The organism is Halomonas koreensis, from assembly GCF_031451675.1.
Lineage (GTDB): Bacteria > Pseudomonadota > Gammaproteobacteria > Pseudomonadales > Halomonadaceae > Halomonas > Halomonas koreensis.
The window spans coordinates 226,458-252,738 of the sequence record NZ_JARWAK010000002.1 but is presented as its reverse complement, the minus strand read 5'-3'; the positions used below and the strand labels follow the sequence as shown (position 1 = coordinate 252,738).

Here is a 26,281-nt window from a genome sequence, read left to right as displayed (position 1 = left end):
GGTGGTTCTGTCCAGAGGGCTCCAGCTTAACAAAAGTCACGGGCGCGGGTCGGCCCGGGGCGACGTCAACGCGGGGGACGTGCCATCCTGAGGGCATCCCGCCCGAGGAGTATGCCGATGCCGCGGATCGCCCTGAGCCATGCCCGCCTGCCCGCGACCCTGGAGATCACCGTGGTCGACGAGTTCGGCCGACCGCGGGCCCAGCCGATCGCCGCGGAGCGGGCGCTGACCGTCTACCTCAATCGTCGCGAGATCGTCACCCTGATGACCCTGGGCGCCGATCCCGAGGCCCTGGTGGTGGGCTATCTGCGCAACCAGGGCCTGGTCGAGCGCCTCGAGGACCTCCAGGCGGTCCAGGTGGACTGGGAGGTGGAGGCCGCCGCGGTGGTCACCCGTCGCGAGCCCGCCGACCTCGCGACCCGGCTGGGGCAGCGCACCGTGACCACCGGCTGCGGCCAGGGCACGGTCTTCGGCCGCCTGCTGGAGGCCACGGACCTGTCGCGCCTGCCGGACACCACGCTGCGCCAGTCGGTGCTCTATGCGCTGCTGGAGAACCTTGGCGCCTACAACGAGACCTATCGCAGCGCCGGGGCGGTGCACGGCTGCGCCCTGTGCCGCCAGGCGGCGGTGCTGGACTTCGTGGAGGACGTGGGGCGCCACAACGCCGTGGACACCCTGGCCGGGCGCCAGTGGCTGGCCGCCGACCCGGGGCCGGCACCGGACATCTTCTACACCACCGGCCGGCTGACCTCGGAGATGGTGCTCAAGGTGGCCCAGATGGGCATCGCCGTGCTGGTGTCGCGTTCCGGGGTGACCCAGAAGGGAGTGGAGCTCGCCGAGCGCTTCGGCGTCCTGCTGGTCGCCCGGGCCAAGGGGAGACGCTTCCAGGCGATCGGCCCCGAGGGGCGCCTGCGCTGGGACGCCGTGCCGCCGCGGCGCCCGGGGGATCGGTGCTGAGGCTCTACTGGGCGTCCCGGGGCGTGCACACCGAGAGCACCACGGCATCCTCCTCGCTCACCGAGACCAGGGCGTGGCCCATGTCGCTGTCGAAGTAGATGCTGTCGCCCTTGACCAGGTGCAGCGGCTCGTAGAACTCGGAGAACAGCTGGATCTCGCCCTCCAGCACCATCAGGAACTCCTCGCCGTCGTGGCGCACCCATTCGCTGAACTCCTCGAAGCGCCGCGCCCGGACGATGGTCTTGAAGGGGATCATGCGCTTCTGGGCCAGCTCGCAGCTGAGCAGCTCGTGCTCGTAGGTGGGCGTGGGATGCTGCTGGCCGTCGCCGCGGCGGGTCAGGTCGCGCCGGCCCATGGTGCGTGACTGGGGGCGCGGCTGGGAGAGCAGCTGGGGCAGGTCGATGTCCAGGCCACTGATCAGCTTCTGCACGGCGCTGAAGGTCGGCGAGATCTGGTCGTTCTCGATCTTCGACAGGGTGGAGCGGGCCAGGCCCGTGCGCTCGCTGACGTCGCCGAGGGTCCACTGGTTGGCCAGGCGAATCTCCTTGAGACGCTCGCCCAGCCGCAGGGGCTCGACGAAGGGCTTGCGGCCGGAGGCGATGCGCAGCGCGGCCTCCTGGTCGTTGGTGGCGGACATGCGGGTTCACTATCGGAAACGGGGTTTCCCCCAGCCTACCATATCCGCGGGGGCGAGCGGCGCCATCGGCGACGCCGATCGTGCCGCGGGCGACATCCCGGTGACGGGCGGCGGAGTTTCCCGGGGGGCGGAAAACCTGACGGCCCGGTCAGTCGAAGGGCAGCCCCATCAGGGCCCGCAGGTGGGCCTCGACGCCGCGGCCCAGGGCCTCGGGATCGTAGCCGCCCTCGAGCACCGAGACCAGGCGGTTGTCGGCGTAGAGGGCGGCGATCTCCATGGCCAGGCGGGTGACCCAGTGGTAGTCGGCGTCGCCCAGGTTCAGCTCGGCGAGGGGATCCTCGCGATGGGCGTCGAAGCCCGCGGAGACCAGCACCAGCTCCGGCTTGAAGGCGTGCAGGGCCGGCAGCCAGTCGTCTTCCACGGCCCGGCGGAAGGCCGCGCCGTCGGTGCCCGCCTCGAGGGGGGTGTTGACCACGTTGCGGGCTTCGCTGCGCAGGTAGCGCCAGGGGTAGAAGGGGTACTGGAAGCTGGTGCAGACCAGTATCTCCGGGTCGTCCTTGAAGATGTCGATGGTGCCGTTGCACTGGTGGACGTCGAAGTCGAGGATGGCGATCCGCCGGGCGCCGTAGCGCGCCCGGGCGTGGGCGGCGCCCACCGCCACGTTGTTGTAGAAGCAGAAGCCCATGGCGTCGGTGGCCTCGGCGTGGTGCCCCGGGGGGCGCACCGCGCAGAAGACGTTGTCGGCCTGGCGGCGGAACACCTGGTCGACGCCACGCACCACCGCGCCGGCGGCGTGGCGGGCGGCCAGCAGGCTGTCCGGGTTCATCAGGGTGTCGCCGTCGAGGGGCACGATCCCGGCCTCGGGCAGGCATTTCTCCAGGGCGCGCAGGTGGCGCAGGGGATGCACCCGGGCGAGTTGCTCCTCGGAGGCCTCCGGGGCGTCGCCCTGCATGGCCTGCTGGAGCAGCCCGGCGCGCATCAGCCGGGCCCGGATGGCCTCCAGGCGATGCGGGCTCTCGGGGTGTTCCGGGCCCATGTGGTGCAGGTGGCAGTGGGGATGGGTGAGGTAGGCCGTGATCATGCGGGGGCTCCGGATTGACTGATCTCACCCTAAGCGCGGGCGGGCCTTGCAGGACAGTGTCAATAAGTCGTACACAGGGAGGTGTTCGAGCCACCCCATGGAGCCGTCCGATGAGCACCCGTTTCCTGCATCACTTCTTCGAGCCGCGCACCGTCGCCGTGATCGGCGCCTCGGAGAAGCCCCACTCCATGGGGGGGCTGGTGATCCGCAACCTTCAGGAGGGCGGCTTCCCCGGGCCGCTGTGGGCGGTCAACCCCAAGGGCTACGAGACGGTGTACGGGGCGCCCTGCGTGTCCCGGGTCTCGCGCCTGCCCGAGGTGCCGGACCTGGCGGTGATCTGTGCGCCGGTGGCGGCGGTGCCGCGGCTGATCGGCCAGCTCGGGCGCTTCGGGGCGCGGGCGGCCCTGGTGCTGTCCGGCGGGGCGCACCTGGACGACGAGCGGGACGGCGAGGACTCGATCCGCAGCCGCATGCTGGCGGCGGCGCGGGAATCGGGGATCCGGGTGCTGGGGCCGGAGTGCATGGGCCTCATCGTGCCCGGTCGCCGGCTCAACGCCTCCTACGCCAGCCAGCCGGTGCGGCGCGGACGGGTGGCCTACCTCGGCCAGTCGGGCATGCTGGGCAACGCCATGATCGACTGGGCCGCCGGGCGCGGCATCGGCTTCTCGCACCTGGTGACCCTGGGCGACAGCGTGGACGTCCTGCTGCCGGACCTCATCGACTACATCAACCAGTTCGCCCCGACCCAGGCGCTGCTGCTGCACCTGGAGCGGGTCCTCGATGCCCAGCACTTCATGACCGCGGTGCGCGAGGCCTCGCGGCACCGCCTGGTGCTGGCCATCAAGAGCGGGCGTACCGCGGCCTCGGACATCTCCGGGCTGCCGCCCACCCCGGGCATCGCCAATCGCGACCAGGTATTCGACGCGGCCTTCGCCCGGGCCGGGGTGGTGCGGGTGGACGACTCCGACGAGCTGTTCGATGCCCTGGAGACCCTGTCGCGGATGAAGCCCCTGAAGCGCGATCGCCTGGCGGTGGTGTCCAACGGGCTGGGGCCGGCGATGCTGGCCATCGACAAGCTGCTCAGCGCCGGCGGGCGCCTGGCCGAGTTCACCGCGGCGACCCGGGCCGCGCTGCGCCGCGACGACGTGGACGTCAGCAAGCCCGGCGAGAACCCGGTGGACCTGGGCGGCAACGCCGGGCCCGAACGCTTCGTCGAGGCCATCGAGCTGGTGGCCGCGGACCCGGGGGTGGATGCGGTGCTGGTGGTGCATGCCCCGACCCGCCTGGCGCCGTCGGTGGACACGGCCCGGGCGCTGATCGACGCCCGCAAGCGCTTCCGCCGCAACCTGCTGACCAGCTGGATGGGCCTGGAGGAGGCCCTGAAGGCGCGCCACGCCTGCAACGAGGCGGGCATCCCCACCTACCTGTCGCCGGAGAAGGCGGTCAAGGCCTTCATGCACATGGTCGACTACCAGCGCGTCCAGGCTCTGCTCCAGGAGACGCCGCCGAGCCTGCCCTTCGCCACCACCGGCGAGAGCCGCGCGGCCTGTCGGGCGCTGATCGAGACGGCGCGCGGCGAGGGGCGCGAATGCCTGCACCACTCCGAGGCGGCGCGGGTGCTCGAGGCCTACGGCATCCCGGTGGCGCCGAGCCGCTACGTGGCCGATCCCGAGCAGGCCGCCTCGGCGGCCGGCGAGTTCGCCGGGCCGCTGGCGCTGAAGGTGGTCCACGACGGCAACTGTCGCCCCTTCCGCTATCGCCAGCACCCGCACAAGCTCTCCGCCGGGCTGCTGCAGGACCTGGTCGGCCCCGAGCAGGTGGCCGAGGGCGTCACCCGCCTGGGCGACAAGGTGGCGGAGAAGTTTCCCGAGTTCCGGGTGCGCGAGTATTGCCTGCAGCCCATGCAGCGGGGCAAGCACTCCATGCAGCTGTGCGCCGGCATCACCCGGGACCCGGTCTTCGGCCCGGTGATCGTGTTCGGCATCGGCGGCTACAAGGTCAACATCCTCGCCGATCGCCAGGTGGCCCTGCCCCCGCTCAACATGAGCCTGGCGGCGGACCTGGTCGATCGCACCCATGCGGCGCGGCTGATCCGCGAGCACTCGCGGGACCCGGAGCGGGACCTGGCGCGCATCGGCGAGCTGCTGGTGACGCTGTCGCAGATGGCCACCGACCTGGTGGAGCTGCGGGGGCTGGAGCTCAACCCGCTGCTGCTCAACCGCGATGGCATGGTGGCGGTGGACTTCGCCATGGACCTGGGCCGGCCGGCGCGCTTCGCGATCATGCCCTACCCGGAGGAGCTGCGGGAATGGGTGACCCTGAACAACGGCTGGCGCGTCGAGGTGCGCCCGATCCGCGCCGAGGACGCCCCGCTGATCACCGGCTTCCACGAGCGGCTCTCCGAGGAGAGCATCCGCTTCCGCTACTTCCACAACAAGGCCGACCTCACCCAGCGCGACCTGTCGATGCTGTCGCACATCAACTACGACCGCCAGATGGCGTTCATCGCCGAGCGGCCGCTGGAGGCGGGGGGCAAGGAGATGCTCGGGGTGGTGCGGGTCTGGAACGATCCGGACAACATCCGCACCGAGTTCTCGATCATCGTCCGCGATGACCTCCAGGGGCTGGGCATCGGCAGCCTGCTGATGAACAAGATGATTCGCTACTGCCGTAGCGTGGGGACCCTGGAGATGGTCGGCAAGATCATGGTCGACAACCATCCGATGCGCACCCTGATGAAGCACCTGGGCTTCACCCAGCGCTTCAACATGGAGGAACAGGTGGTGGATGCGGTGCTGCGGCTCAACGAGCCGGAAAGCGAATGGCAGCGTCACCGCCTGGAGAGCCTGCCCGACTGAGCCGTCGGCGTGGCCGGCGGGCCGCCCCGAGCCGGCGGCGGCCCGGGGCCGGCATCCGGCGGGATCAGGGCGCCAGGCGGAAGCGCTGCCAGTGGCCGTCGCGGCGCTCGAAGCGGATGCGGTCGTGCAGCCGGCTGGGCTGGCCCTGCCAGAACTCGATCATCTCCGGCACCAGCCGGTAGCCCCCCCAGTGCACCGGCCGCGGGATCTCCTGGCCCTCGTAGGCCTGCTCGAAGCGGGCCTCGCGTTCCTCGAGCCAGTTGCGGTCGGGGATCACCACGCTCTGGGTGGCCACCCAGGCGCCCAGCTGGCTGGCGCGGGGGCGGCTGGCGAAGTAGGCGTCGGACTCCTCGGCGCTGACCTGCTCGACCACGCCCTCGACGCGGATCTGGCGCGACAGCGAGGGCCACCAGAAGACCAGCGCGGCCTGGGGCACGTTGGCCAGTTCGCTGCCCTTGTGGCTGTGGTAGTTGCTGTAGAAGACCATCCCCCGCTCGTCGGTGCCCTTGAGCAGTAGTACCCGGGCATGGGGGTGGCCCTGGCTGTCGACGGTGGCCAGGGTCATGACGTTGCCGTCGCTACCCTCGGCGTCCAGGGCCAGGGCCAGCCAGTCGTCGAACATGGGCATGGGCTGGTCGGGCAGCTCGGCCTCGTCCAGTCGGCCTCCCTCGTAGTCGCGCCGGATGTCGGCGATGTTGCGTGTCATGGCGTTCTCCTAGAATGGGGTGTCATGGTGGCCGGTTGTCGGGGCGAGCTCAACCGGCCGCTCGGCTCGACCAGGGGCATTCGTTTCATCTTACGGCATCCAGCCGACCTGGATCATCGCCATGTACAGGCCGGTGCCGCCGATGATCGACAGCAGGGCATGGCGACGCCACAGGTGCAGCCCGACCACGGTCAGGGCCGCGATCAGCATCGGCCAGCCGTCCGCGGCGACGTTGAGGCGCCCTTCGGCGAGCGGCCGGAAGTCGCGCAGGGCGTAGATGACCAGGATCATCATCACCGCCGGCGGCAGGTAGCGCCCCAGGTGCAGGATCAGCGGGTGATCGGCATGGCGCGACAGGGCGACGAAGGGCAGCACCCGGGTCGCGAAGGTCGCCAGGGCGCAGACGCCGATGAAGGTCAGCAGGGCGACGAGGCTCATGCGGTGCCCTCCCGGCGCGGCGTGACCGACCGATAGTGGGCCAGCAGCACCAGGCTCGCCGCGCCGATGGCGCCGAGCAGGAGGTGTCGCTCGGGCAGCAGCGCCAGGGCGCCGAGGCCGGTGGCCAGGGCGATCACGAAGGGCAGGGCGCGGCGCAGGCGGCGGGCCTGCTCCAGGGTCAGGACGATGAACAGCGCCGTCAGCGCAAACTCGATGCCGCGGCTGTCGAAGGTCAGGGTGGCCCCGGCCAGCGCCCCGGCCAGGGAGCCCAGCACCCACCAGGCCTGGTTGAGCAGGCTGACGCGAAAGGCCAGGGCGTGGTCCTGTCGCGCCTCGCCCGCCTGGCCGGTGAGCAGCGAGTAGGTCTCGTCGGTGAGCGCGAAGATCAGGTAGGGCTTGCGCCAGCCGGCGCCCTCGAAGCGCTTGAGCAGCGACAGGCCGTAGAAGAGGTGACGCGAGTTGAGCATCAGGGTAGCCACCGCCACCTCGGCGAGGCCGGCCCCCGCGCCCAGCAGCGCCACGGCGAGGAACTGGCCGGCGCCGGCATAGATGACCAGCGACATCAGCAGCGCCCCCCAGACCGGCACCCCGACCTCGATAGCCAGGATGCCGAAGGCCGCGCCCAGCGGCAGGTAGCCGAACATGACCGGCAGGGTGGCGCCGAACGCCTCCTGCCAGACCCGGCGATGTGGCATCGGTGACCTCCCTGTTGGCCGATGGTGAGGCCGCTAGTATAAGAGGATGCGACCGCGCATGTCCCTATGCGTAGCGAATATTGCTGCGAAAGATGGTGAGAGCAGGATGCCGGGCGGTCATGGCCGCCCGGCCGCTCAGCCCGCCCGGAGCTGGCGGCTGCGGAAGCGGGCGTAGCCCATGCAGCCGGTGAACAGGGCCAGCGAAACCAGCGCCTCCGCCAGCCCGCGCAGCCCCTGCCCGGGCAGGGTCGCCACCATCACCCCCTGAGTGAAGTAGAGCAGGCTGACGAAGGCCAGCCAGGCGTGCCCCCGGGCCCGGCGTGCCAGGATCGACGGCAGGAAGAGCACCAGCGGCAGCACGAAGGCCACCAGCGGCCCCACCGGGCTGCCGTCGCTCTGCACCGCCAGGCCGCGATAGAGCATCAGCGCCAGCAGCACCCCATAGCTGCCGATCACCAGGCGCCGGGCGCCGGCGGTCAGGGTGTCCAGGCCCCGGCGAGCCTCCAGATCCTCGAGCCAGCGTCTCATCGGGCGTCTCCTTGCGGTCGGGCCAGGGTCAGGGCCAGGTGCGCCAGCCGGCGTCCCTGGGCGTGGGCCAGGCGGCGCTCGGCGTCGTCCAGCGGCCGGTCGCTGCGCTTGCCCGCCAGGTGGCTGGCGCCGTAGGGGGTGCCGCCGCCCTGGGTCTCCATCAGGGCGGTCTCGCTGTAGGGCAGGCCGGCGTAGACCATGCCGTGGTGGAGCAGCGGCAGCAGCATGCTGATCAGGGTGGTCTCCTGGCCGCCGTGCAGGCTGGAGGTGGAGGTGAAGGCGGTGGCCGGCTTGTCGACCAGGGCGCCCCCCAGCCACAGCTCGCTGGTGGTGTCGAGGTAGTGCTTGAGCGGGGCGGCCATGTTGCCGAAGCGCGTGGGGCTGCCCAGCGCCAGGCCGGCGCAGTGGCGCAGGTCGTCGAGGTCGGCGTAGATCGCGCCCTGCTCGGGGATCTCGGGATCCACCGCCTCGCAGGTCGGCGAGACGGGGGGCACGGTGCGCAGGCGGGCCTCGATGCCGGGGCGCGACTCGACGCCGGCGGCCAGGCGCTCGGCCATGGCCCGGGTGGCGCCGGAACGCGAGTAGTAGAGGATCAGCACATAGGGTAGGGAGGCGGACATGGGGCTTCCTGAGGTCGGGGGAGATCAGTCGAGCAGGCCGAGCACGTCTTCCGGCGGGCGGCCGATCACGGCCCGTTCGCCGTCGTCGGCGATGGGGCGCTGCATGATCCGGGGGTGCGCGACGATGGCGCGAACCACCTGGTCGGGATCCGCGATGTCGGCGTCCAGCGCCTTCCACTCCGCCTCGTTGGTGCGCACCAGAGCGCGGCCATCGGCGTCGAGGCGGCCGAGCAGGTCGCGCAGCTCGGCCTCGTCCAGGGGGGCGTCGAGGTAGCGGCGGACGCGGACGTCGGCGCCGCGCTCCTCGAGCAGGGCCAGTGCCTGGCGGGACTTGGAGCAGCGGGGATTGTGGAGGAGGGTGATCATGGGCGAGTCCTTGTGTCGCGCGGGATGAACGCGGCTCATTGTAGGCCGCCGCCGAATCCCGTCACAACCGGGCCTGCTTAGTCCCCGCGGCGATGGCCGGGCAGGGGGCGCTCGATGGCGCCGACACCGACATGATCGCCAGCGCCATGCCGGTGACCATCACCGCCAGGGGGGGGGGACTGCCTGCAGAGTGGCAGATGCCCCGTCGACGGTTTTATACCGTTATCTATTGGTCGCCAACTCGTGTAGCGCCCCCGCTCAGGTATCCAGCCGGCGATAGGTCCAGGCACGACGGCCGTCGGCCAGGGTGACGCGGACGCGCTCGTAGCGCACGCCGAGGCGCTCGTAGCGATCCAGCCGGGCCAGCTCCTCGGCGTCGACGGTCAGGCGCAGGCCTTCCACCTCGCATCCGGCGCAGGGGACCAGATCGAGCCCGGTGCGGCGGAAGCCCGGCAGGGTCGCCGGCGCCGGATCGCCCGTGCGGCCGTAGACCAGCCAGCGAACCGGGGCATGGGTCAGGGTGCCGTAGACGAAGAGGGCGTGCGGCCCCTCGCCGACCGGCGCCAGGTGGTCGGGGCGGTCATAGGTCCAGGGGCTGAGCATCGTCAGCCATAGCCAGGCGGCGATCGCCGCCGGCATGGCGAGCAGGGGCAAGCCGATCAGCAGGCGCGCAGAGGGCATGGCGAGGGCTCCAGGGTGGAGAGGACAGGAGACCCTGCCCATGTCATCGCGACGGTGAGGTTCGCCATGGCTACCACTCCTGGTCCCAGCCTCCGTCTCCGACCGTCTCGCCGCCGGGCCGGTCGCGCTCGGTGACATGCAGTTCGAGGTCGAGGGCTGCCAGCAGCTTGAAGAGGGTCTCGAGCCGGCTGCGCTCCGGGTGGTGCTCGAAGCCGGACACCGTCGCCTGCTTGATGCCGATCCGCTCGGCGGCGGCCTGCTGGGTGAGGTGGCGACGCCTCCTGGCATCCTTCAGGGAATGCGCGAGCATCTCGGGGGAGGTGATCTTCATGATATCCTCTATAGCGGATATTCAAGCCTACCCCGGGCGGCAAGGGGCGTCCAGGCGGCGGGCCGCGGCGGCCAGGACGAGACGCCGGCATCGCCTCGACATGCGATGGTCTCGGTGTCCTGATGCGGGGCGTTGAGCCTCGGCGGGCGCATTGGCTCGGCCGGCAGGACGCCGCGCCCAGGCAGAGCGGCGCCCTGGCGAGCAGTGGCGACGCGGCCCGGCGGCCTCAAGGGGACGCCAGGGGGCTGCCGTCGCCCCCCCGATACAGGACACCGGGCACTTTGCTAGGATGAAGCCTCTCCCCAGCTGGCCAGGAGGTGTGCCATGACGAGCCCTCACGACGACGCCGACTTTCGGGCCCTGATGGGGGACGTGCGCCCCCTGACGAGGGGGCATGACCGGGTCCATGCCGGTCAGCCGCGGCGCACGCCCAGCGAGGCCCAGCTGGCCCGCCGGCGGAGCGCCGCCGGGGGCGGGGAGGCCGAGGACAGCCTCTCCGACGACTTCGTCGACCTGGTGCCGCCCTTCGATCCCCTGGACTTCCGCCGCGACGGCATCCAGCGGGGCGTGGTGGATCGCCTGCGCCAGGGCGGCTACCCGGTCCAGGCCAGCCTGCATCTGCTGCGCCGGCCCGTGGAGGAGGCCCGCCGCACGTTGCCCGCCTTCCTGCACGACGCCGTCGAGCACGACCTGCGCTCGGTGCTGATCGTCCATGGTCGGGGGCATGAGATCGACAGCGCCCCGAACGTGCTGCGCTCCTACCTGGCCAAGTGGCTGCCCGTCTTCGAGCCGGTCCAGGCCTTCGTCTCGGCGAGCCAGGCCGACGGCGGCCTGGGCGCCACCTGGGTGATGCTGCGCAAGAGCGAGCGGGCGAGGGCGGCCAATCGGGAGCGCCAGCAGAAGCGCCGCGGCTGATGATCGAGCCGCGCCGTCCTGACAGGCGACGTCGCGGCGGCTGGAAACGACGAAGCCGGCCCGAGGGCCGGCTTCGCGCGTTCGACGGGGCGATCGCGTCAGGCGGCGGCGGTCTTGTGAGCCTCGCGCAGGCGACGCCGGAACAGCGGTTCCTCCTGATCGGTGCCGGGCTGGTAGCTGCGGCTGAAGGTGTCCAGCGCCTTGAGGGCGTCCTCGGCGATCTGGTCCTCGCGCAGCGAGAAGGCATCGAAGCCGCAGCGCGACATGTAGAACAGCTGGTCGATCAGCACGTCGCCGATGGCGCGGATCTGGCCGCGGTAGCCGTGCCGCTCGCGGAGCAGCCGGGCGATGCTGTAGCCGCGGCCGTCGGTGAACTTGGGGAAGTCCACGGCGACCAGCGGCGCGGCCTCGAGCTCGCGGGCCAGCTCGGCGGTCATCTCGGTGTCGCTGGGCAGCCAGGGGGCGAGATCGTCGCCCTTGGAGGATGCCTGCCAGTCGGCGAGCGGGACCAGGGCCGGCCGGCCCTCGGGGCGCTCCGCGGCCGTCTCGCAGCGCTGCCATTCATCGCTGACGAGCTGGCGTCCGACGATCAGGGGGCGAGGGGTCGTCTCAGGCATAGACACGCTCCTTGAAGGGTTTGAGGCCGATGCGGCGATAGGTGTCGAGGAAGGTCTCGTCGGGGGTGCGCTCGCCGACATAGACCTGCAGCAGCTTGTCGATGACGTCCGGCACGTCCTCGCGGTAGAAGGAGGGGCCCAGGATCTTGCCCAGCGAGGAGGCGTTGCCCTGGCTGCCGCCCAGCGAGATCTGATAGTACTCCTCACCCTTCTTGTCGACGCCGAGGATGCCGATGTGGCCCACGTGATGGTGGCCGCAGGCGTTCATGCAGCCGGAGATGTTGAGCTCCAGCGGCCCCAGGTCATAGAGGAAGTCGAGATCCTCGAAGCGTTCCTGGATGGCATGGGCCACCGGGATCGACTTGGCGTTGGCCAGGCCACAGTAGTCGCCCCCCGGGCAGCAGATCAGGTCGGCCAGGGTGCCCACCGTGGGGTTGGCCATGCCCAGGGCGTCGAGGCGCTGCCAGAGCGCCTCCAGGCGATCCACCGGCACGTCGGTCAGCACCAGGTTCTGCTCGTGGGTCACGCGCAGCTCGCCATAGCCGAACTCGTCGGCCAGGTCGGCGATGGCGGCCATCTGTTCGGAGGTGACGTCGCCGGGCGAGTGTTCGCGGCGCTTCAGCGACAGGGTCACGGCCTTGTAGCCGGGCACCTTGTGATCGGTGACGTTGTTGGTCACGAAGCGGGCGAAGGCGCGGTTCTCGGCGCGCAGGGCCTCGTAGGCCTCGATCGCCTCCTGGTCGATCTCGCGGCGCTCCGGGTCGACGAAGTGCTCGGCCACGGCGGCCACGGCGTCCTCGGTGAGGGTCTGGGGGCCGTCCTTGAGGTGCGCCCACTCCTCCTCCACGCGGCGGCGGAATTCGTCGACGCCCAGCGCCTTGACCAGGATCTTGATGCGCGCCTTGAACTTGTTGTCCCGACGCCCGAACTGGTTGTAGACCCGGACCAGGGCCTCGAGGTAGGTCAGCAGATGCTGCCAGGGCAGGTCTTCGCAGACCACGCTGCCGATCATCGGCGTGCGGCCCAGCCCGCCGCCGGCCAGCACCTTGACGCGGACCTCGCCGGCCGCGTCGCGCCACAGGCGCAGGCCCACGTCATGCACCTGGATGGCCGCGCGGTCCTCGTCGGCGCCGGTCACGGCGATCTTGAACTTGCGCGGCAGGTAGGCGAATTCGGGGTGGAAGGTCGACCACTGGCGGATCAGCTCGCACCAGGGGCGCGGGTCCACGCTCTCGTCGGCGGCGATGCCGGAGAACTGGTCGGTGGTGGTGTTGCGGATATCGTTGCCGCTGGTCTGGATGGCGTGCATCTGCACGCTGGCCAGCTCGGCCAGGATGTCCGGCACGTCCTCGAGCGCGGGCCAGTTGAGCTGCAGGTTGGTGCGCGTGGTGAAGTGGCCGTAGCCGCGATCGTAGCGCGCGGCGATCTCGCCGAGCTTGCGCAGCTGGTAGGAGGCCAGCATGCCATAGGGGATGGCGATGCGCAGCATGGGCGCATAGCGCTGGATATACAGGCCGTTCTGCACGCGCAGGGGCAGGAATTCCTCGTCGCTGATCTTGCCCTCGAGGTAACGGCGCATCTGGTCACGGAACTGGGCGACGCGTTCGTCGACCAGGGTCTGATCATGATTATCGTAGCGGTACATTCAGCGCTTACCTGCAACTGGGAAGTGGTGAAGCTTGGCGACTACCTTAACGGGCCGCATTTATTCTATAAAAGAATAAATCTTCATAGTTTATATTCGAAATGGAATGAGCGCCGGGGCGCTCATACCGCGAGTCGCTGCCAGCGCCGGCGCTGCCAGATCGCCATGAAGCCGGCGGAGTTGAGGCAGCGGTAGCCCAGCTGGACCCACCAGATGCCCAGCAGGCCGGCCCCCTGGTGCACGCCGACCCACCAGGCCAGGGGCAGGAACACCAGCCACTGCAGCGCCAGGGTGATGGTCATCACGGTGCGCTGGGCGCCGGCCCCCAGCAGGGCCTGGGCGAACACCAGGGCCGCGGCGTCGAGCACGATCATCACCGCGGTGAGCTGCAGCGGCAGCCGGCCCAGGGCGATCAGCGCGGGGTCGTGCAGGAAGAGGCCCAGCACCGCCTCGGGGAGGGCAGTCATCGGCAGGGCGATCAGCGCCAGGCAGGGCCAGGCCAGGCGCACCACGTCCCAGCCCCAGCGATGGGCGTCGCGGTGGTCCCGGCGCCCCAGCGACTCGCCGACCAGGCTCATGGCCGCCATGCCCAGGCCCACGCCGGGCAGGATCAGCAGCAGCGAGAGGTTCACCAGCACATGGCCCACGGCCACGCTGGCGGTGTCGATGCGGCCCAGGATCCAGAACAGCACCGCATAGCCGGCGGCGAACCAGATCTGCTGGAAGGAGTGGGGCACGGCCAGGCGCAGGGTGACGGCGAAGGTCCGCGAGCGGGGTCGGCGGCCGAGGAAGCCGCTGTCCCGGGCGTGACGCAGGCTGAAGATCGCCCAGATGGCCAGGCCGACGAACAGCGACAGGCTGGTGCCGGCCCCGGCGCCGGCCGCCCCCATGGCGGGCAGGCCGGCCAGGCCGAAGATCAGCCCGACGCTGGCCACCACGTTGACCAGGTGCATGACCAGGATGATTCGCAGGTAGAGGCCGGTCTCCTGGACGCCGTTCCAGTAGCCGCGGAAGCAGAAGATCATCGCCACCGGGATCAGCGACACCACCCGCCAGCGGAAGTAGTCGACGGCCAGCGCGTTGACGGCCGGATCCTGATTGATCAGCCCCAGCAGGGCCGGCGCCTGCCACAGGCACAGCAGGGTCAGGGGGCCGGCCACCGCCAGCGCGATCGCGAGGCCGGCATTCAGCGCCAGGGCGCGGCGGCTCCAGTCGCCCTCGCCGTGACGCCGGGCGGTCTGGGCCTGCACCCCGGAGGACAGGCCGAAGACCACCGCGGTGATCAAAAAGATCGCGTAGCCGCCGATGCCCACGGCGGCCAGGGGCGCCTCGCCCAGCCGGCCCACCAGGGCGGCGTCGATCAGGTTCAGCAGGCTCTGGGTGAGCATGCCGCCGATGATCGGCAGGGCGAGGCGCAGGATGGTCTGGCGGCGAGCGGGATCAGGCAGCATGCCGGCTTCCGTCGTTCGGCAGGGCGTGGCGCAGGATGGCCTGGCGGCGAGCGGGATCGGGCCGCAGGCCGGTGTCCATCGATCGGCGGGAGGCGTCGGTCAGCATGCCGGTGTCCATGAGTGGCGGCGCCGGGCCCGCGAGGCGGGCCCGGGGCGAGATATCAGTCGGGGTCGTAGGAGAGCACCGGCGCGAGCCAGCGCTCCAGCTCGGCGAGCGTCATGCCCTTGCGGCCGGCCAGCGCCTCCACCTGGTCGCGGGTGATCTTGCCGGTGGAGAAGTACTTCGACTGCGGATGCGCGAAGTACCAGCCGGAGACCGCGGCGGCGGGCCACATGGCGAAGCTGTCGGTGAGCTCGAGGCCGGCGTTGGCCTCGGCCTCGAGCAGCCGGAACAGGGTGGCCTTCTCGGTATGGTCGGGGCAGGCCGGATAGCCCGGCGCCGGGCGGATGCCGCGGTACCGCTCGGCGATCAGCGCCTCGTTGTCCAGCGCCTCGTCGGCGGCGTAGCCCCAGAACTCCTTGCGCACCCGCTCGTGCATGTGCTCGGCGAAGGCCTCGGCGAGACGGTCGGCCAGCGCCTGGACCATGATGGCGTTGTAGTCGTCGCCGGCGGCCTTGTAGCGTTCGGCGAGCGCCTCCACGCCGTGCCCGGTGGTCACCGCGAAGCCGCCGATCCAGTCCGGCTTGCCGGAGTCCTTGGGGGCGATGAAGTCGGCCAGGCTGTAGCAGACGCCCTCGCGGTTCTTGGTGGTCTGCTGGCGAATGTGGTGCAGCCGCTCGATCACCTCGCTGCGCGACTCGTCGGCGTAGACCTCGATGACGTCGTCGTCGACGCTGTTGGCCGGCCACAGGCCGATCACCCCGCGGGCCTGGACGAGACGCTCGTCGATCAGCCTGGCGAGCATCGCCCGGGCGTCGGCGAACAGGCTGCGGGCGGCCTCGCCGACCACCTCGTCGTCGAGGATCTTCGGATACTTGCCGGCCAGCTCCCAGCTCATGAAGAAGGGCGTCCAGTCGATGCGCTCGACCAGGGCGTTCAGGTCGTAGTCGTCGAAGACCTTGAGCCCGGTGAAGCCTGGCGCCGGCGGCGTGTAGGCGTCCCAGTCGTAGGCCGGCTTGCGCTCCCGGGCCTGCGCGTAGCTGAGATCGGCCGCCTTGGGACGACGCTTGGCGTTGCGCTCGCGCACCTTGTCGTACTCGGCGCGGATCTCGGCCACATAGTCGTCCTTCAGCGCCGGGGAGAGCAGCTTGCCGGCCACGCCCACGGCCCGGGAGGCGTCGGTGACGTAGATCACCGGGTGCGCGTAGCCCGGCTCGATCTTCACCGCGGTGTGGGCCTTGGAGGTGGTGGCACCGCCGATCAGCAGCGGCAGCTCGAAGCCCTGGCGCTGCATCTCCTTGGCGACGTGGACCATCTCGTCCAGCGACGGGGTGATCAGCCCGGACAGGCCGATGATGTCGGCGTTCTCGTCCCGGGCGGTCTGCAGGATCTTCTCGGCGGGCACCATCACGCCGAGGTCGATCACCTCGTAGTTGTTGCACTGCAGGACCACGCCGACGATGTTCTTGCCGATGTCGTGGACGTCGCCCTTGACCGTGGCCATGACGATCTTGCCCTTGGCCTGGGTATCGGCGGTCTTCTCGGCCTCGATGTAGGGGATCAGGTAGGCCACCGCCTGCTTCATGACCCGCGCCGACTTGACCACCTGGGGCAGGAACATCTTGCCGGCGCCGAACAGATCGCCGACCACGTTCATGCCGTCCATCAGCGGCCCCTCGATCACCTCGATGGGGCGCGTGGCGCGCTGGCGGGCCAGCTCGGTGTCTTCCTCGATATAGGCGGTGATGCCCTTGATCAGGGCGTGTTCGATGCGCTTCTCGACCTCCCAGCTGCGCCACTCGAGGTCTTCCTTCTTGGCGCCGCCGGAGCCGTCGCCCTTGTATTCGTCGGCGATCTCCAGCAGCCGCTCGGTGCTGTCGCCGCGCCGGTTCAGGACCACGTCCTCCACCGCTTCGCGCAGCGCCTCGGGCAGGTCGTCGTAGACCGCCAACTGGCCGGCGTTGACGATGCCCATGGTCAGTCCGGCGCGGATGGCGTGGTAGAGGAACACCGAGTGGATCGCCTCGCGCACCGGGTTGTTGCCGCGGAACGAGAAGGACACGTTGGAGACCCCGCCGGAGACCATGGCGTGGGGCAGGTGCTCGCGGATCCAGCGGGTGGCCTCGATGAAGTCGACGGCGTAGTTGTCGTGCTCCTCGATGCCGGTGGCGATGGCGAAGATGTTGGGGTCGAAGATGATGTCTTCGGCGGGGAAGCCGATCTCGTCGACCAGCAGACGGTAGGCGCGCTGGCAGATCTCGGCCTTGCGGGCGAAGGTGTCGGCCTGGCCCTGCTCGTCGAAGGCCATCACCACCACGGCGGCCCCGTAGCGCATGCACTTGGTGGCCTGCTCGCGGAAGGCATCCTCGCCTTCCTTCATCGAGATGGAGTTGACCACCGCCTTGCCCTGGATGCACTTGAGGCCGGCCTCGACGATCTCCCACTTGGAGGAGTCGACCATGATCGGCACCCGGGCGATGTCGGGCTCGCCGGCGATCAGGTTGAGGAAGCGCACCATGGCCTCCTCGGATTCCAGCATGCCTTCGTCCATGTTGACGTCGATGACCTGGGCGCCGTTCTCGACCTGCTCCAGGGCCACCTCCAGGGCGGTGGTGTAGTCCTCTTCCTTGATCAGCCGCTTGAAGCGCGCCGAGCCGGTGACGTTGGTGCGCTCGCCGACGTTCACGAACAGCGAGTCGTGGGCGATGTTGAACGGCTCCAGACCCGACAGGCGGCAGGCCAGCGGGCGCTCGGGCACCTCGCGGGGTGCGGTGCCCGCGATCGCCCGGTGGATGGCGGCGATGTGCTCGGGGGTGGAGCCGCAGCAGCCGCCGATGATGTTGACCAGCCCGCTGTCGGCGAACTCGGCGACGATGGCGGCCATCTCCTCGGGAGTCTGGTCGTACTCGCCGAACTCGTTGGGCAGGCCGGCGTTGGGGTGCGCCGAGACGAAGGTGTCGGCCTTGTCGGAGAGCTCCTGCAGATAGGGGCGCAGCTCCTCGGCGCCCAGGGCGCAGTTGAGGCCCACGGAGAGCGGCCTGGCGTGGCGGATCGAGTTCCAGAACGCCTCGGTGGTCTGGCCAGAGAGGGTGCGGCCGGAGGCGTCGGTGATGGTGCCGGAGACCATCACCGGCAGGCGCTCGCCGCGATGCTCGAACAGCTCTTCCAGGGCGTAGATGGCGGCCTTGGCGTTCAGGGTGTCGAAGATGGTCTCGATCAGGATCAGGTCGCTGCCGCCGGCGATCAGCGCCTCGGCGGCTTCCCGATAGTTGTCGCGCAGCTCGTCGAAGGTGACGTTGCGCTTGGCCGGGTCGTTGACGTCCGGCGACAGCGAGGCGGTCCGCGAGGTCGGCCCCAGCACCCCGGCGACATAGCGCGGCACGCCGGTCTCCTCGGCCACGGCGTCGCACACCGCCCGGGCCAGGCGCGCCGACTCGCGGTTGAGCTCGGGCACCAGCGCCTCCATGCCGTAGTCGGACTGGGACAGCCGGGTGCTGTTGAAGGTGTTGGTCTCGACGATGTCGGCGCCGGCCTCGAGGTAGTCGCGATGGATGCGCGTCACCAGGTCCGGGCAGGTCAGCGCCAGCAGGTCGTTGTTGCCCTTGAGCTCGGTGGGCCAGTCGGCGAACCGCTCCCCGCGGAACTCCTCCTCCGACAGCGCGGCGTTCTGCAGCATGGTGCCCATGCCGCCGTCGAGCATCAGGATGCGCTGTCGAAGGCTGTCGGTGAGGGTGTCGGTCAGGGGAGTGGGAACGGCGGCCATGGGTCGGGTCAATCTCCAGCGTGAAAGCGTCGGGGCGCGGTGGACGGCGCGATCTCTTGTGGCGTGGGGCGTCCGTCGGGCCGGCGCGGGGCCGGGCAGGCCCCGTATCCTAGCAAAAGCCGCGCCGCCGCGGCAGGGGCGCGCGCCGCTAAAACCCAGCGCGGGGGTCGGGATTGTCAGGGCTCGGGCAGTCGCTTACCATGACCGCAAACCCTCATTCCGGCCGTGCCGGGCGCCGCCCGACGCGGCCCGATCAGCGAGAGCACCATGAGCGAGAGCATCCAGATCACCGACAGCGCCCAGGACTACCTTGCCGAGCTGCTGGCCAAGCAGAACGTCGAGGGCATCGCCGTGCGCATCTTCATCACCCAGCCCGGCACCCCCTATGCCGAGACCTGCCTGGCCTACTGCCGGCCCGGTGAGGAGGAGCCCAGCGACGAGCGCCTGGAGCTCGAGAAGATCGCCGTCTACCTGGAGAAGAACAGCATTCCCTTCCTCGAGGAGGCGGTGGTCGACTTCAACGCCGACCGCATGGGCGGGCAGCTGACCATCAAGGCGCCCAACGCCAAGATGCCCAAGGTCAATGCCGACAGCCCGCTGTCCGACCGCGTCAACTACGTGCTCTACAGCGAGATCAACCCCGGCCTGGCCGCCCACGGCGGCGAGATCAAGCTGATCGAGCTGACCGAGGACCAGGTCGCCGTGCTGGCCTTCGGCGGCGGTTGCCAGGGCTGCGCCGCGGTGGACCTGACCCTCAAGGAAGGTGTCGAGAAGACGCTGATGGAGCGGATCCCGGAGCTCGCCGGCATCCGCGACGTGACCGACCATACGGATACCACCAACGCCTACTACCGCTAGGCCATCCCGAGGCGGGCGCCGGCCGGCGCCTGCGCGCTCACCCCTCGGTTCGACCCGGGTCCTCGGGCCCCGCCTCGGCGGGGCCCGAGGCGTTCCGCGCCGCCTCCTCCAGCTGCGCCTGGGTGTCGCGGATGCTTTCCAGCGACGACCAGAGTTGATCCTCCAGGCGCGCCTCCAGGGTCTCGATCCGCGCCTGGCGTGACGCCAGGGCCTGGCGCGCCTCCTCCAGGCGGGCCGTCAGGCGCTCTCGCTCTTCCTCCAGCGCGCGGCGGGCCTGCTCGGCGTCCCGCGCCGACTGCTGCTCGCCACGGCGCCGCTGCTCTTCCCCCTTGAGCGCCTCGCGCAGCGCCTGCTGTTCCGCCTGTGACGCCTCGAGGCGCTTCTCGAGCTTGGCCTGGTGGGCGGCATGGGCCTTGTCCGCCGCCTGGCGCTCCTGGCGCGCCTCGTCGACCAGCCCCATCAGCCGGGCCTCCGCGGCCTCGTGGCGCTGCTCCTCCTGCTGGAGTCGCTGGCGGCCGGCTTCCTCCTCCTCGGCCAGCGCCTGGCGATGCGCCCGGGCCTGGGTCTCGAGCTGCTCCTGCAGCTCGTCCAGCCGCGCCGCCAGGCGCTCGCGTGCCTCGCGCTGACGCTGGGCGTCGGCCGTCAGGGTCTCGTGCTCCGCCTGCAGGCGCGCCAGCTCGGCGGTCCGCTCGGTGAGGCGCTCGTCGGTGCGCGCCAGGTGGGCCGAGAGGGCGGACTCGCGCTGTTCGGCGTCCTCGGCGCGGCGGGCGTCCTCGGCGGCCGACTCCCGCGCCTCGGCGACCTTGTCGTCGGCCTCCCGGCGGTAGTGGGCCAGGGCCTCGTTGGCGGCCTCCTGAGCCTGCTGCCAGAGCGTCTCGGCGAGCTCCTGGAGGGCGGCCGGCATGCCCCGGGGCGGCGGCACGTCGCGGTTCTCCTCGCGCCGCTTGCGCCACTCCCGCAGGTGCTCGCTGATGGTGGTAAAGCTGCCGGTGCCGAGCGCCTCGCGAATCTTCTGCACGCTGGGCGCCTCGCCCCGCGCCATCAGCTCGTCGATCGCCCGTTGCACATCCTCGTACCGCACCCCGCTGCGCGCCATGCCGTCCTCCTCGATCCGGGAATCGCCCCTCCGGGCGTGGTGGGCGCCACTATACCCCGGCAGGGCCGCCAGATAAAGATAATTACATAATACGTAAAACGTAAAATACATTATTTTTCTGGCAGGAAAGTCAAGATTACGCGGCTTATCTTGATTATCTGGCACGTAACGCCGATACTGGCGCCGGCCGAGGCAGGTGGTTGAAGGGAAAGGCCAAAATGACGGAGCGGCAGGGCGGGCACGGGCCGTCCGGCGCCCGTCGGGGACAGGCACAAGGCGCAGGCGGCGATGGACGACAGAGGCAACACCGACGAGGGCGACATGGGGCAGGGCGACCTGACGGCGCGGGTCCGGGCCCTCGACGTGGCGCTGGGCCACGGCGAGCTCGCGGCCGAGCCAGCGCAGCCGCCGTCCCCGGGGCGGGTGCATATCGCCGCGACCTCGGATGCCGAGGCGGTGGCCCAGTGGCTCGCCGAATATCGCGCCAGCCCGCATACCCGGCGAGCCTATCGACGCGAGGCGGAGCGGCTGCTGCTGTGGCTGGGCGAGCAGGGGAGGCGGCTGGCCGAGGTGCGTCGCCAGCATCTCGACGCCTTCGAGGCGTTTCTGGCCGACCCGCAGCCGCGGGCGCGCTGGACGGGGCCGACCCGGCCGCGTCACGACCCGCGCTGGCGGCCGTTCCGCGGGCCGCTGTCGCCGGCCAGCCGGCGACAGTGCCTGGTGATCCTCCAGGGGCTCTTCGCCTGGCTGGTCGAGGCCGGCTGGGTCGACCACAACCCCTTCCGGCTGATGCGCGACAAGCGCCGCCGCCTGGACAACCGCCAGGGCCGGGTCGAGCGCTACCTGGAGCGTCCGCTGTGGGACTGGCTGTGGGGCTGGCTGGATCGCGCGCCGCCGGCGGAGGCCGCGCCGCGGGAGCGCTTCGCCTACGAGCGCCGGCGCCTGGCCTTCGGCTTCGCCTACCTGCTCGCGCCGCGGATCGGCGAGATGGCGGCGGCGCGGATGAATGACTTCCACCGTCGCGAGGGGCGCTGGTGGTGGCACACGGTGGGGAAGGGCGGCAAGGCGGCGAGCGTGCCGGTGCCGCCGGACATGATGCGCCTGCTCGGCGAGTGGCGCTCGTCGCTGGGGCTGCCGCTCGAGCCGGCGCCGGACGAGGCGACCCCGGTGCTGCGCGGCCTCGACGGGCGGCGCGGGCTGGGCGAGAACCGCCTCTACCGGCTGATCCGCGAGGCCTTCGAGGCGGCCGCCGAGGCCCTGGAGGCGGCGCAGGGCCGGGAGAGCGCGCGCGAGGTGGCGCTGCTGCGCCGGGCCACGCCCCACTGGCTGCGCCATACGGCGCTGACCCACCAGGCTCAGGCCGGCGTCGAGCTGCGCTACCTGGCCGAGACGGCGCGGCATGCCCGGCTCGACACCACGGCCCGCTACCTGCATGCCGAGGATGCGGAGTGGCATCGCCAGCAATCGCGCCACGGCCTGTCGCCGGGGGCGGACGACGACGGCGACCAGCCGTTATAATGCCGGCAATCGTATCGAGGAGTGTTGCATGACCACCATGACCGCCGAACAGGCCCAGCAGGAACTCGTCGAAGAGTTCGAGATGTTCGACAACTGGATGGACCGCTACCAGTACATCATCGACCTGGGCAAGCAGCTGCCGGCCTTCCCCGAGGCGTGGAAGACCGACGAGCGCAAGATCCAGGGCTGCCAGTCCAACGTCTGGATGCATCATGCCCGCGACGGCGAGCGCCTGCAGTTCCAGGCGATCTCCGACGCGGCGATCGTCTCCGGGCTGATCGCCGTGCTGATGCGCATCTACAACGATCGCCGCCCCGAGGACATCCGCGCCACCAGCCCGCACTTCCTCAAGGACCTGGGGCTCGACAAGCACCTGTCGCCGACCCGCAGCAACGGCCTGAATGCCATGCTGGAGCGCATCTACCGGGTCGCCGAGCAGGAAGCCGCCTGACCCCAAAGGGCGCCGGCGCCGGGCCGGGCCCGTTTCGGCATGCGCTGCCGCGGCTTCAACCGGCCATGAAGGGCCCGCACGCATGACTCGATCGCGTGCGAGCCCTTTTCCGGCGGCAACGCCGGGACAGCGGACAGGGAAGGCCGGCGCTATCGCGACGGCGTGTCGCGCGGCTCGTCGTCGGGATCGCGACAGCGAAAATGCGCGTCGAGCTCGGGGTCCTCGCGGCACAGCCGTTCGCTGGGCCCGCCAGGGACCGGGTCGAGACCACCCGCGGCGCCGGGGTGGCAGCGGAGGATGCGCCGGGCGGCGAGCCCGCCGCCCTTGAGCGGGCCGTGGACCCGCAGCGCCTCCGCGGCGTAGTGGGAGCAGCTCGGCCAGTAGCGGCAGCGCGGGCCCAGCAGCGGGCTGAGCAGCAGCTGGTAGGCCTTGATCAGGCCGAGCAGGGGCGCGACCAGCAGCCGGGTCGCGCGCCGGGGGAGGGCGGCCACGGCTCAGGCCTTGCCGTACAGAGCCTCGGGGTCGACCAGCGGCGCCGAGGCGATGCGCGCCTGGCCGCCCTCCAGGGCCACGTAGAAGCAGCTGCGCCGGCCGGTGTGGCAGGCCGGGCCGGTCTGCTCGACCTGCAGCAGCAGGGTGTCGCCGTCGCAGTCCAGGGCCGCGCCGCGCAGGTGCTGCTGCTGCCCGGAGGACTCGCCCTTGCGCCACAGCTTGCCCCGCGAGCGGGACCAGTAGCAGACCCGGCCGCTGGCCAGGGTCTCCTCCAGGGCCTGACGGTTCATCCAGGCCATCATCAGCACCTCGCCGCTGTCATGCTGCTGGGCGATGGCCGGGATCAGGCCGTCGTCGTTGAAGCGCACCGCCTCGAGGATCGCCTCGAGGGGCCAGCGGCTGTCGCGGTCGGCGCCTTCCAGGCGCTTGAAGGTGTCGGTCATGGCGACTCCGGATCAGGAGGTGGCGGTCGCCGCCCGGCAGGCTTCGCAGCGGCCGAGCAGCTCGATGGTCTGGCGCTGCACCGCGAAGCCCAGCTCCCGGGCGCGGCGCCCCAGCTGATCGTTGATGTCGTCCAGGTGCAGCTCCTCGACGCGCCCGCAGTCGCGGCAGATCAGCAGCTGGAAGCCGTGGGCGTGCTCGGGGCAGGGGCAGGCCACGTAGGCGTTCAGCGACTCGATGCGATGCACCAGGCCCTGGTCGATCAGGAAATCCAGGGCGCGGTAGACCGTGGGCGGACGCGCCGAGGCGTGCTCGGCGGCCAGGCGGTCGAGCAGGTCGTAGGCCTTCAGGCCGCCCCGGGTGTCGGCGATCATCTGCAGCACCCGCTGGCGGATGGGGGTGAAGCGCACGCCGCGGCGACGGCACTGTCGCTCGGCCTGCTGCATCAGGGCGCGGGAATCGGTCATGCGGGCCATGCAGTCAGCGGAGTGAGCCCCGTATTCTACGCGCCCCGCCTCCGCGGAGCCAGCCGGCCCTCAGGCAGTGGCCGGGCTGGCGGTGCCCGGCAGCTCGCTGCGCCGGGCGAAGTGGTGGCGGGCGAAGGCGACACGCTCGGTCGGCGCGATCCCCTCGGGCTGGCGTTCGATCAGGTCCAGGCGCGGGCGCAGCCCCTCGCCGTTGGCCATCTGGATGGCCAGCCCCGGTCGGGCGTTGAGCTCCAGCAGCATGGGGCCATGCCGGCGATCCAGCACCATGTCGGTACCCAGGTAGCCCAGCGAGGTCATCTCGTAGCAGCTGGCGGCCAGGTTCAGCAGGGTGTCCCAGCCGGGAATCCGCAGGCTCGCCAGCTCGTGGCCGGTATCCGGGTGGTCGGCCCGGGCGCGGTCGAACTGCACGCCGCGGATCGCGGTGCCGCTGGCGATGTCGATGCCCACGCCCACGGCGCCCTGGTGGAGGTTGGCCTTGCCGTCGGAGGCGGCGGTGGACAGCCGCATCATGGCCATCACCGGGTAGCCCTTGAAGACGATGACCCTAATGTCGGGGACGCCCTCGTAGGTGTACTCGGCGAAGCTCGCGTCGAAGTCGATCAGCGCCTCGACGACGGCCACGTCCGGCGAGCCGCCCAGCGAGTAGAGCCCGGAGAGGATGTTGGAGACGTGGCGCTCGACGTCCTCCAGGCTCAGGTGCGCGCCGCTGGGCTTGACGAAGCGGTCGCCCTCCCGGCGCTCGATGACCAGGATGCCCTTGCCGCCGCTGCCCTTGGCCGGCTTGATCACGAAGCCGCCGTGGGCGGCCAGCATCTCGTGGAGGTGCTTGACGCCGAACTGGGTGGTCACCGTGCCGATCAGGTCCGGGGTGGTGATGGCATGGCGCTGGGCGAGCAGCTTGGTCTTGAGCTTGTCGTCCACCAGCGGGTAGAGGCGGCGATCGTTGTAGCGGCCGATATAGCGGATGTTGCGGCGGTTCATGCCGATGATGCCCTTGGCGCGCAGTCGGCCCGGCGAGGTCCACATGGGCTCAGTCCTCCGTCACCGGCTTGAAGCGACGCAGCTCCAGCAGCCGGTAGCCGGTGTAGTTGCCCAGCAGCAGGATCAGCGCCATCAGGATCAGCTGGACGCCCAGGAAGTTGAAGGTGATGTGGCGGATCCAGGGATTGTTCATCGCCAGATAGGCCAGCACCGCGGTGAGCAGGCTGCCGCCGCCCTGCACCAGCACCTCCTTGGGCCCTTCCTCCTCCCACAGGATCGACATCCTCTCGATGGTCCAGGAGAGGATGATCATCGGGAAGAAGGTGATCTGCAGCCCGGCGTTGAGGCCCATCCGGAAGGCCAGCACCGAGAACAGCGAGATGATCGCGATCACCGTGATGATCACCGCCGTGACCCGGGCCACCAGCAGCAGGTTGAGGTAGGAGAGGTAGTTGCGGATCACCAGGCCCACGGCCACCACCAGCAGGAAGCCGACCAGGCCGGTGATCAGGGTGGTCTGGATGAAGGCCAGGGCGATCAGCACCGGCATGAAGGTGCCCGAGGTCTTGATGCCGACCAGCACCCGCAGCAGCACCACCACCAGGGCGCCGATGGGCAGCAGCAGGATGGTCTGGAACAGCGCCTGCTCCTCGAGGGGCAGGCTGTGGATCGAGAAGTTGAGCAGGGTGCCGGCATCCTCGGCCAGCTGGCTGCGCACCGCGGCGGCGGCGGGCTGGTTGCGCGAAATCATCGAGAAGGTGACCCGCGAGCTGGTGCCGCCCTGGACCTCGAGCACCGACTGGCCGGCGCTCTCCCACAGCAGCAGGTTGTCCGGGCGGCCGCGGCGGCCGCTGGCGGGATCGAAGAGCGCGCTGTCGTCGCCGTCGTGGACCTGGATCCAGGAGGTCAGCGTCTGACGCCGGCGACCGTTCTCCAGCAGCAGGCCGCTGACCTCCCGGGCGGGCACGCCGGCCTGATCGAGCAGGCGCAGCAGCAGCGGCACGCGGTCGAACTGGGTGAGCAGCAGCCGGGCGTTCTCGCCCCGGCGCTCGTCGCTGAAGTCGCGGATCAGTTCCCGGGCGAAGGTGAAGGCATCGGCACTGCGCGCCCAGGCCCGGTCGATGACCTCCTGGGCGGCGGTGTCGTAGGGCGGTTCCCAGACCACGTTGCGCGCCGCCGTCGGCGGCGGCACCTCGGAGGCTCGGGCCTGGGGCGCCACCAGCACCTGGGCCCCGTAGTAGAGCTGCTGGTCGCCGCTGGCCTCGCGCACCGACCACAGCGCCCGCCGGGCGCCGTTCTCGTCCAGGTAGGTGAGCCCGTAGCCCGGCGAGGCGGTGTGTTCGGTAAGCACCCGGAAGCCGGGCTGGGTGGAGGGCAGGGCCATCTCGACCCGGGCGGGGCCGCCCTCGGCGCGGAAACTCACCTGGGCCTCGATCTCCCAGACCTGGCGCTGCTCGCCGGGCGTCCAGGGCACCTCGAACTGGACATGGCGATGCACGCTGAGCGCGATGCCGGCGACCAGCAGCAGGGCGACGATCAGGTAGAAGGGCAGTCGGGACATGGGGAC

General features: G+C 70.7%; 26 protein-coding genes. 6 read left to right on the top strand and 20 right to left on the bottom strand.

Going from position 1 to position 26,281, the window contains the following annotated elements; translation table 11 throughout:
* Window positions 1-117 precede the first annotated feature (117 nt).
* The gene (locus QC818_RS03330; RefSeq protein WP_309651426.1) at window positions 118-957 is read left to right on the top strand and encodes a formate dehydrogenase accessory sulfurtransferase FdhD; all 840 of its coding nucleotides are present in this window, start codon (window positions 118-120) and stop codon (window positions 955-957) included.
* Window positions 958-961: 4 nt separating this feature from the next.
* Here the strand turns inward: QC818_RS03330 and QC818_RS03325 are convergent, their stop codons facing one another.
* Entirely contained in the window at window positions 962-1,594 is a 633-nt protein-coding gene (locus tag QC818_RS03325; RefSeq protein WP_309651425.1) for a helix-turn-helix domain-containing protein, read from the bottom strand.
* Window positions 1,595-1,742: 148 nt separating this feature from the next.
* Window positions 1,743-2,675 carry a histone deacetylase family protein gene (locus QC818_RS03320; protein ID WP_309651424.1) on the bottom strand — a complete coding sequence of 311 codons (933 nt, stop codon included), beginning with the start codon at window positions 2,673-2,675 and terminating at the stop codon, window positions 1,743-1,745.
* Window positions 2,676-2,785: 110 nt separating this feature from the next.
* On the opposite strand from QC818_RS03320, the gene QC818_RS03315 reads away from it, so the two are divergent.
* Window positions 2,786-5,533 carry a bifunctional acetate--CoA ligase family protein/GNAT family N-acetyltransferase gene (locus QC818_RS03315; RefSeq protein WP_309651423.1) on the top strand — a complete coding sequence of 916 codons (2,748 nt, stop codon included), beginning with the start codon at window positions 2,786-2,788 and terminating at the stop codon, window positions 5,531-5,533.
* Window positions 5,534-5,597: 64 nt separating this feature from the next.
* On the opposite strand, the gene pdxH is transcribed toward QC818_RS03315, so the two are convergent.
* The 8 genes from pdxH to QC818_RS03275 form a co-directional block, all read right to left on the bottom strand.
* A complete protein-coding gene (gene pdxH, locus QC818_RS03310) occupies window positions 5,598-6,239 on the bottom strand; it encodes a pyridoxamine 5'-phosphate oxidase (protein ID WP_309651422.1) in 642 nt (213 codons plus the stop codon).
* Window positions 6,240-6,329: 90 nt separating this feature from the next.
* Window positions 6,330-6,677, bottom strand: a complete 348-nt coding sequence (locus QC818_RS03305; protein ID WP_309651421.1) for a branched-chain amino acid transporter permease — start codon at window positions 6,675-6,677, stop codon at window positions 6,330-6,332.
* On the bottom strand, window positions 6,674-7,372 hold the full coding sequence (locus QC818_RS03300) for an AzlC family ABC transporter permease (RefSeq protein WP_309651420.1): 699 nt from the start codon (window positions 7,370-7,372) through the stop codon (window positions 6,674-6,676). Before QC818_RS03300 ends, QC818_RS03305 begins: the two co-directional genes overlap by 4 nt.
* A gap of 135 nt (window positions 7,373-7,507) precedes the next feature.
* The gene (locus QC818_RS03295) at window positions 7,508-7,900 is read right to left on the bottom strand and encodes a DUF2069 domain-containing protein (protein ID WP_309651419.1); all 393 of its coding nucleotides are present in this window, start codon (window positions 7,898-7,900) and stop codon (window positions 7,508-7,510) included.
* Entirely contained in the window at window positions 7,897-8,520 is a 624-nt protein-coding gene (gene wrbA, locus QC818_RS03290; RefSeq protein ID WP_309651418.1) for an NAD(P)H:quinone oxidoreductase, read from the bottom strand. Before wrbA ends, QC818_RS03295 begins: the two co-directional genes overlap by 4 nt.
* 24 nt (window positions 8,521-8,544) lie before the next feature.
* Window positions 8,545-8,886 (bottom strand): arsenate reductase (glutaredoxin), encoded by a 342-nt coding sequence (arsC, locus tag QC818_RS03285; RefSeq protein ID WP_309651417.1) that lies wholly within the window; start codon window positions 8,884-8,886, stop codon window positions 8,545-8,547.
* 258 nt (window positions 8,887-9,144) lie between these two features.
* Window positions 9,145-9,567 (bottom strand): gamma-glutamylcyclotransferase family protein, encoded by a 423-nt coding sequence (locus tag QC818_RS03280; protein WP_309651416.1) that lies wholly within the window; start codon window positions 9,565-9,567, stop codon window positions 9,145-9,147.
* A 70-nt stretch (window positions 9,568-9,637) separates the two neighbouring features.
* Window positions 9,638-9,898 carry a helix-turn-helix domain-containing protein gene (locus tag QC818_RS03275; protein WP_309651415.1) on the bottom strand — a complete coding sequence of 87 codons (261 nt, stop codon included), beginning with the start codon at window positions 9,896-9,898 and terminating at the stop codon, window positions 9,638-9,640.
* A 324-nt stretch (window positions 9,899-10,222) separates the two neighbouring features.
* Here QC818_RS03275 and smrA point away from each other — a divergent pair, with 324 nt between their 5' ends.
* Complete coding sequence (gene smrA / locus QC818_RS03270) at window positions 10,223-10,813, top strand: DNA endonuclease SmrA (protein WP_309651414.1); 591 nt, start codon at window positions 10,223-10,225, stop codon at window positions 10,811-10,813.
* A gap of 98 nt (window positions 10,814-10,911) precedes the next feature.
* Here the strand turns inward: smrA and QC818_RS03265 are convergent, their stop codons facing one another.
* The 4 genes from QC818_RS03265 to metH all read right to left on the bottom strand — a co-directional run bounded on the left by QC818_RS03265 (window position 10,912) and on the right by metH (window position 18,389).
* Window positions 10,912-11,430, bottom strand: a complete 519-nt coding sequence (locus QC818_RS03265) for a DUF934 domain-containing protein (RefSeq protein WP_309651413.1) — start codon at window positions 11,428-11,430, stop codon at window positions 10,912-10,914.
* The gene (locus tag QC818_RS03260; RefSeq protein ID WP_309651412.1) at window positions 11,423-13,075 is read right to left on the bottom strand and encodes a nitrite/sulfite reductase; all 1,653 of its coding nucleotides are present in this window, start codon (window positions 13,073-13,075) and stop codon (window positions 11,423-11,425) included. Before QC818_RS03260 ends, QC818_RS03265 begins: the two co-directional genes overlap by 8 nt.
* A 122-nt stretch (window positions 13,076-13,197) precedes the next feature.
* Window positions 13,198-14,526 (bottom strand): MATE family efflux transporter, encoded by a 1,329-nt coding sequence (locus QC818_RS03255; RefSeq protein WP_309651411.1) that lies wholly within the window; start codon window positions 14,524-14,526, stop codon window positions 13,198-13,200.
* Between the two features lie 161 nt (window positions 14,527-14,687).
* On the bottom strand, window positions 14,688-18,389 hold the full coding sequence (gene metH, locus QC818_RS03250) for a methionine synthase (protein WP_309651410.1): 3,702 nt from the start codon (window positions 18,387-18,389) through the stop codon (window positions 14,688-14,690).
* 267 nt (window positions 18,390-18,656) lie between these two features.
* On the opposite strand from metH, the gene nfuA reads away from it, so the two are divergent.
* Window positions 18,657-19,247 (top strand): Fe-S biogenesis protein NfuA, encoded by a 591-nt coding sequence (gene nfuA, locus QC818_RS03245; protein ID WP_309651409.1) that lies wholly within the window; start codon window positions 18,657-18,659, stop codon window positions 19,245-19,247.
* 37 nt (window positions 19,248-19,284) lie between these two features.
* On the opposite strand, the gene QC818_RS03240 is transcribed toward nfuA, so the two are convergent.
* Complete coding sequence (locus QC818_RS03240) at window positions 19,285-20,343, bottom strand: DNA-binding protein (RefSeq protein ID WP_309651408.1); 1,059 nt, start codon at window positions 20,341-20,343, stop codon at window positions 19,285-19,287.
* Between the two features lie 288 nt (window positions 20,344-20,631).
* Between QC818_RS03240 and QC818_RS03235 the strand changes: the two genes are divergently transcribed.
* Both QC818_RS03235 and QC818_RS03230 read left to right on the top strand, forming a co-directional pair.
* The gene (locus tag QC818_RS03235; protein ID WP_309651407.1) at window positions 20,632-21,861 is read left to right on the top strand and encodes a tyrosine-type recombinase/integrase; all 1,230 of its coding nucleotides are present in this window, start codon (window positions 20,632-20,634) and stop codon (window positions 21,859-21,861) included.
* A 28-nt stretch (window positions 21,862-21,889) separates the two neighbouring features.
* Window positions 21,890-22,312, top strand: coding sequence for a SufE family protein (locus QC818_RS03230; protein ID WP_309651406.1), 423 nt, complete (start codon window positions 21,890-21,892; stop codon window positions 22,310-22,312).
* A 149-nt stretch (window positions 22,313-22,461) separates the two neighbouring features.
* Here QC818_RS03230 and yidD read toward each other — a convergent pair whose 3' ends face one another.
* The 5 genes from yidD to QC818_RS03205 all read right to left on the bottom strand — a co-directional run bounded on the left by yidD (window position 22,462) and on the right by QC818_RS03205 (window position 26,275).
* Window positions 22,462-22,803, bottom strand: a complete 342-nt coding sequence (yidD, locus tag QC818_RS03225) for a membrane protein insertion efficiency factor YidD (protein WP_309651405.1) — start codon at window positions 22,801-22,803, stop codon at window positions 22,462-22,464.
* A gap of 3 nt (window positions 22,804-22,806) precedes the next feature.
* Window positions 22,807-23,247: a phosphoribosyl-AMP cyclohydrolase gene (hisI, locus tag QC818_RS03220; protein ID WP_309651404.1), complete on the bottom strand. Its 441-nt coding sequence runs from the start codon at window positions 23,245-23,247 to the stop codon at window positions 22,807-22,809.
* Between the two features lie 12 nt (window positions 23,248-23,259).
* Window positions 23,260-23,712: a Fur family transcriptional regulator gene (locus QC818_RS03215; protein WP_309651403.1), complete on the bottom strand. Its 453-nt coding sequence runs from the start codon at window positions 23,710-23,712 to the stop codon at window positions 23,260-23,262.
* Window positions 23,713-23,781: 69 nt separating this feature from the next.
* Window positions 23,782-24,759, bottom strand: a complete 978-nt coding sequence (locus tag QC818_RS03210; protein ID WP_309651402.1) for an alpha-L-glutamate ligase-like protein — start codon at window positions 24,757-24,759, stop codon at window positions 23,782-23,784.
* A 4-nt stretch (window positions 24,760-24,763) separates the two neighbouring features.
* The gene (locus QC818_RS03205; RefSeq protein WP_309651401.1) at window positions 24,764-26,275 is read right to left on the bottom strand and encodes an inactive transglutaminase family protein; all 1,512 of its coding nucleotides are present in this window, start codon (window positions 26,273-26,275) and stop codon (window positions 24,764-24,766) included.
* Between the last annotated feature and the right edge of the window lie 6 nt (window positions 26,276-26,281).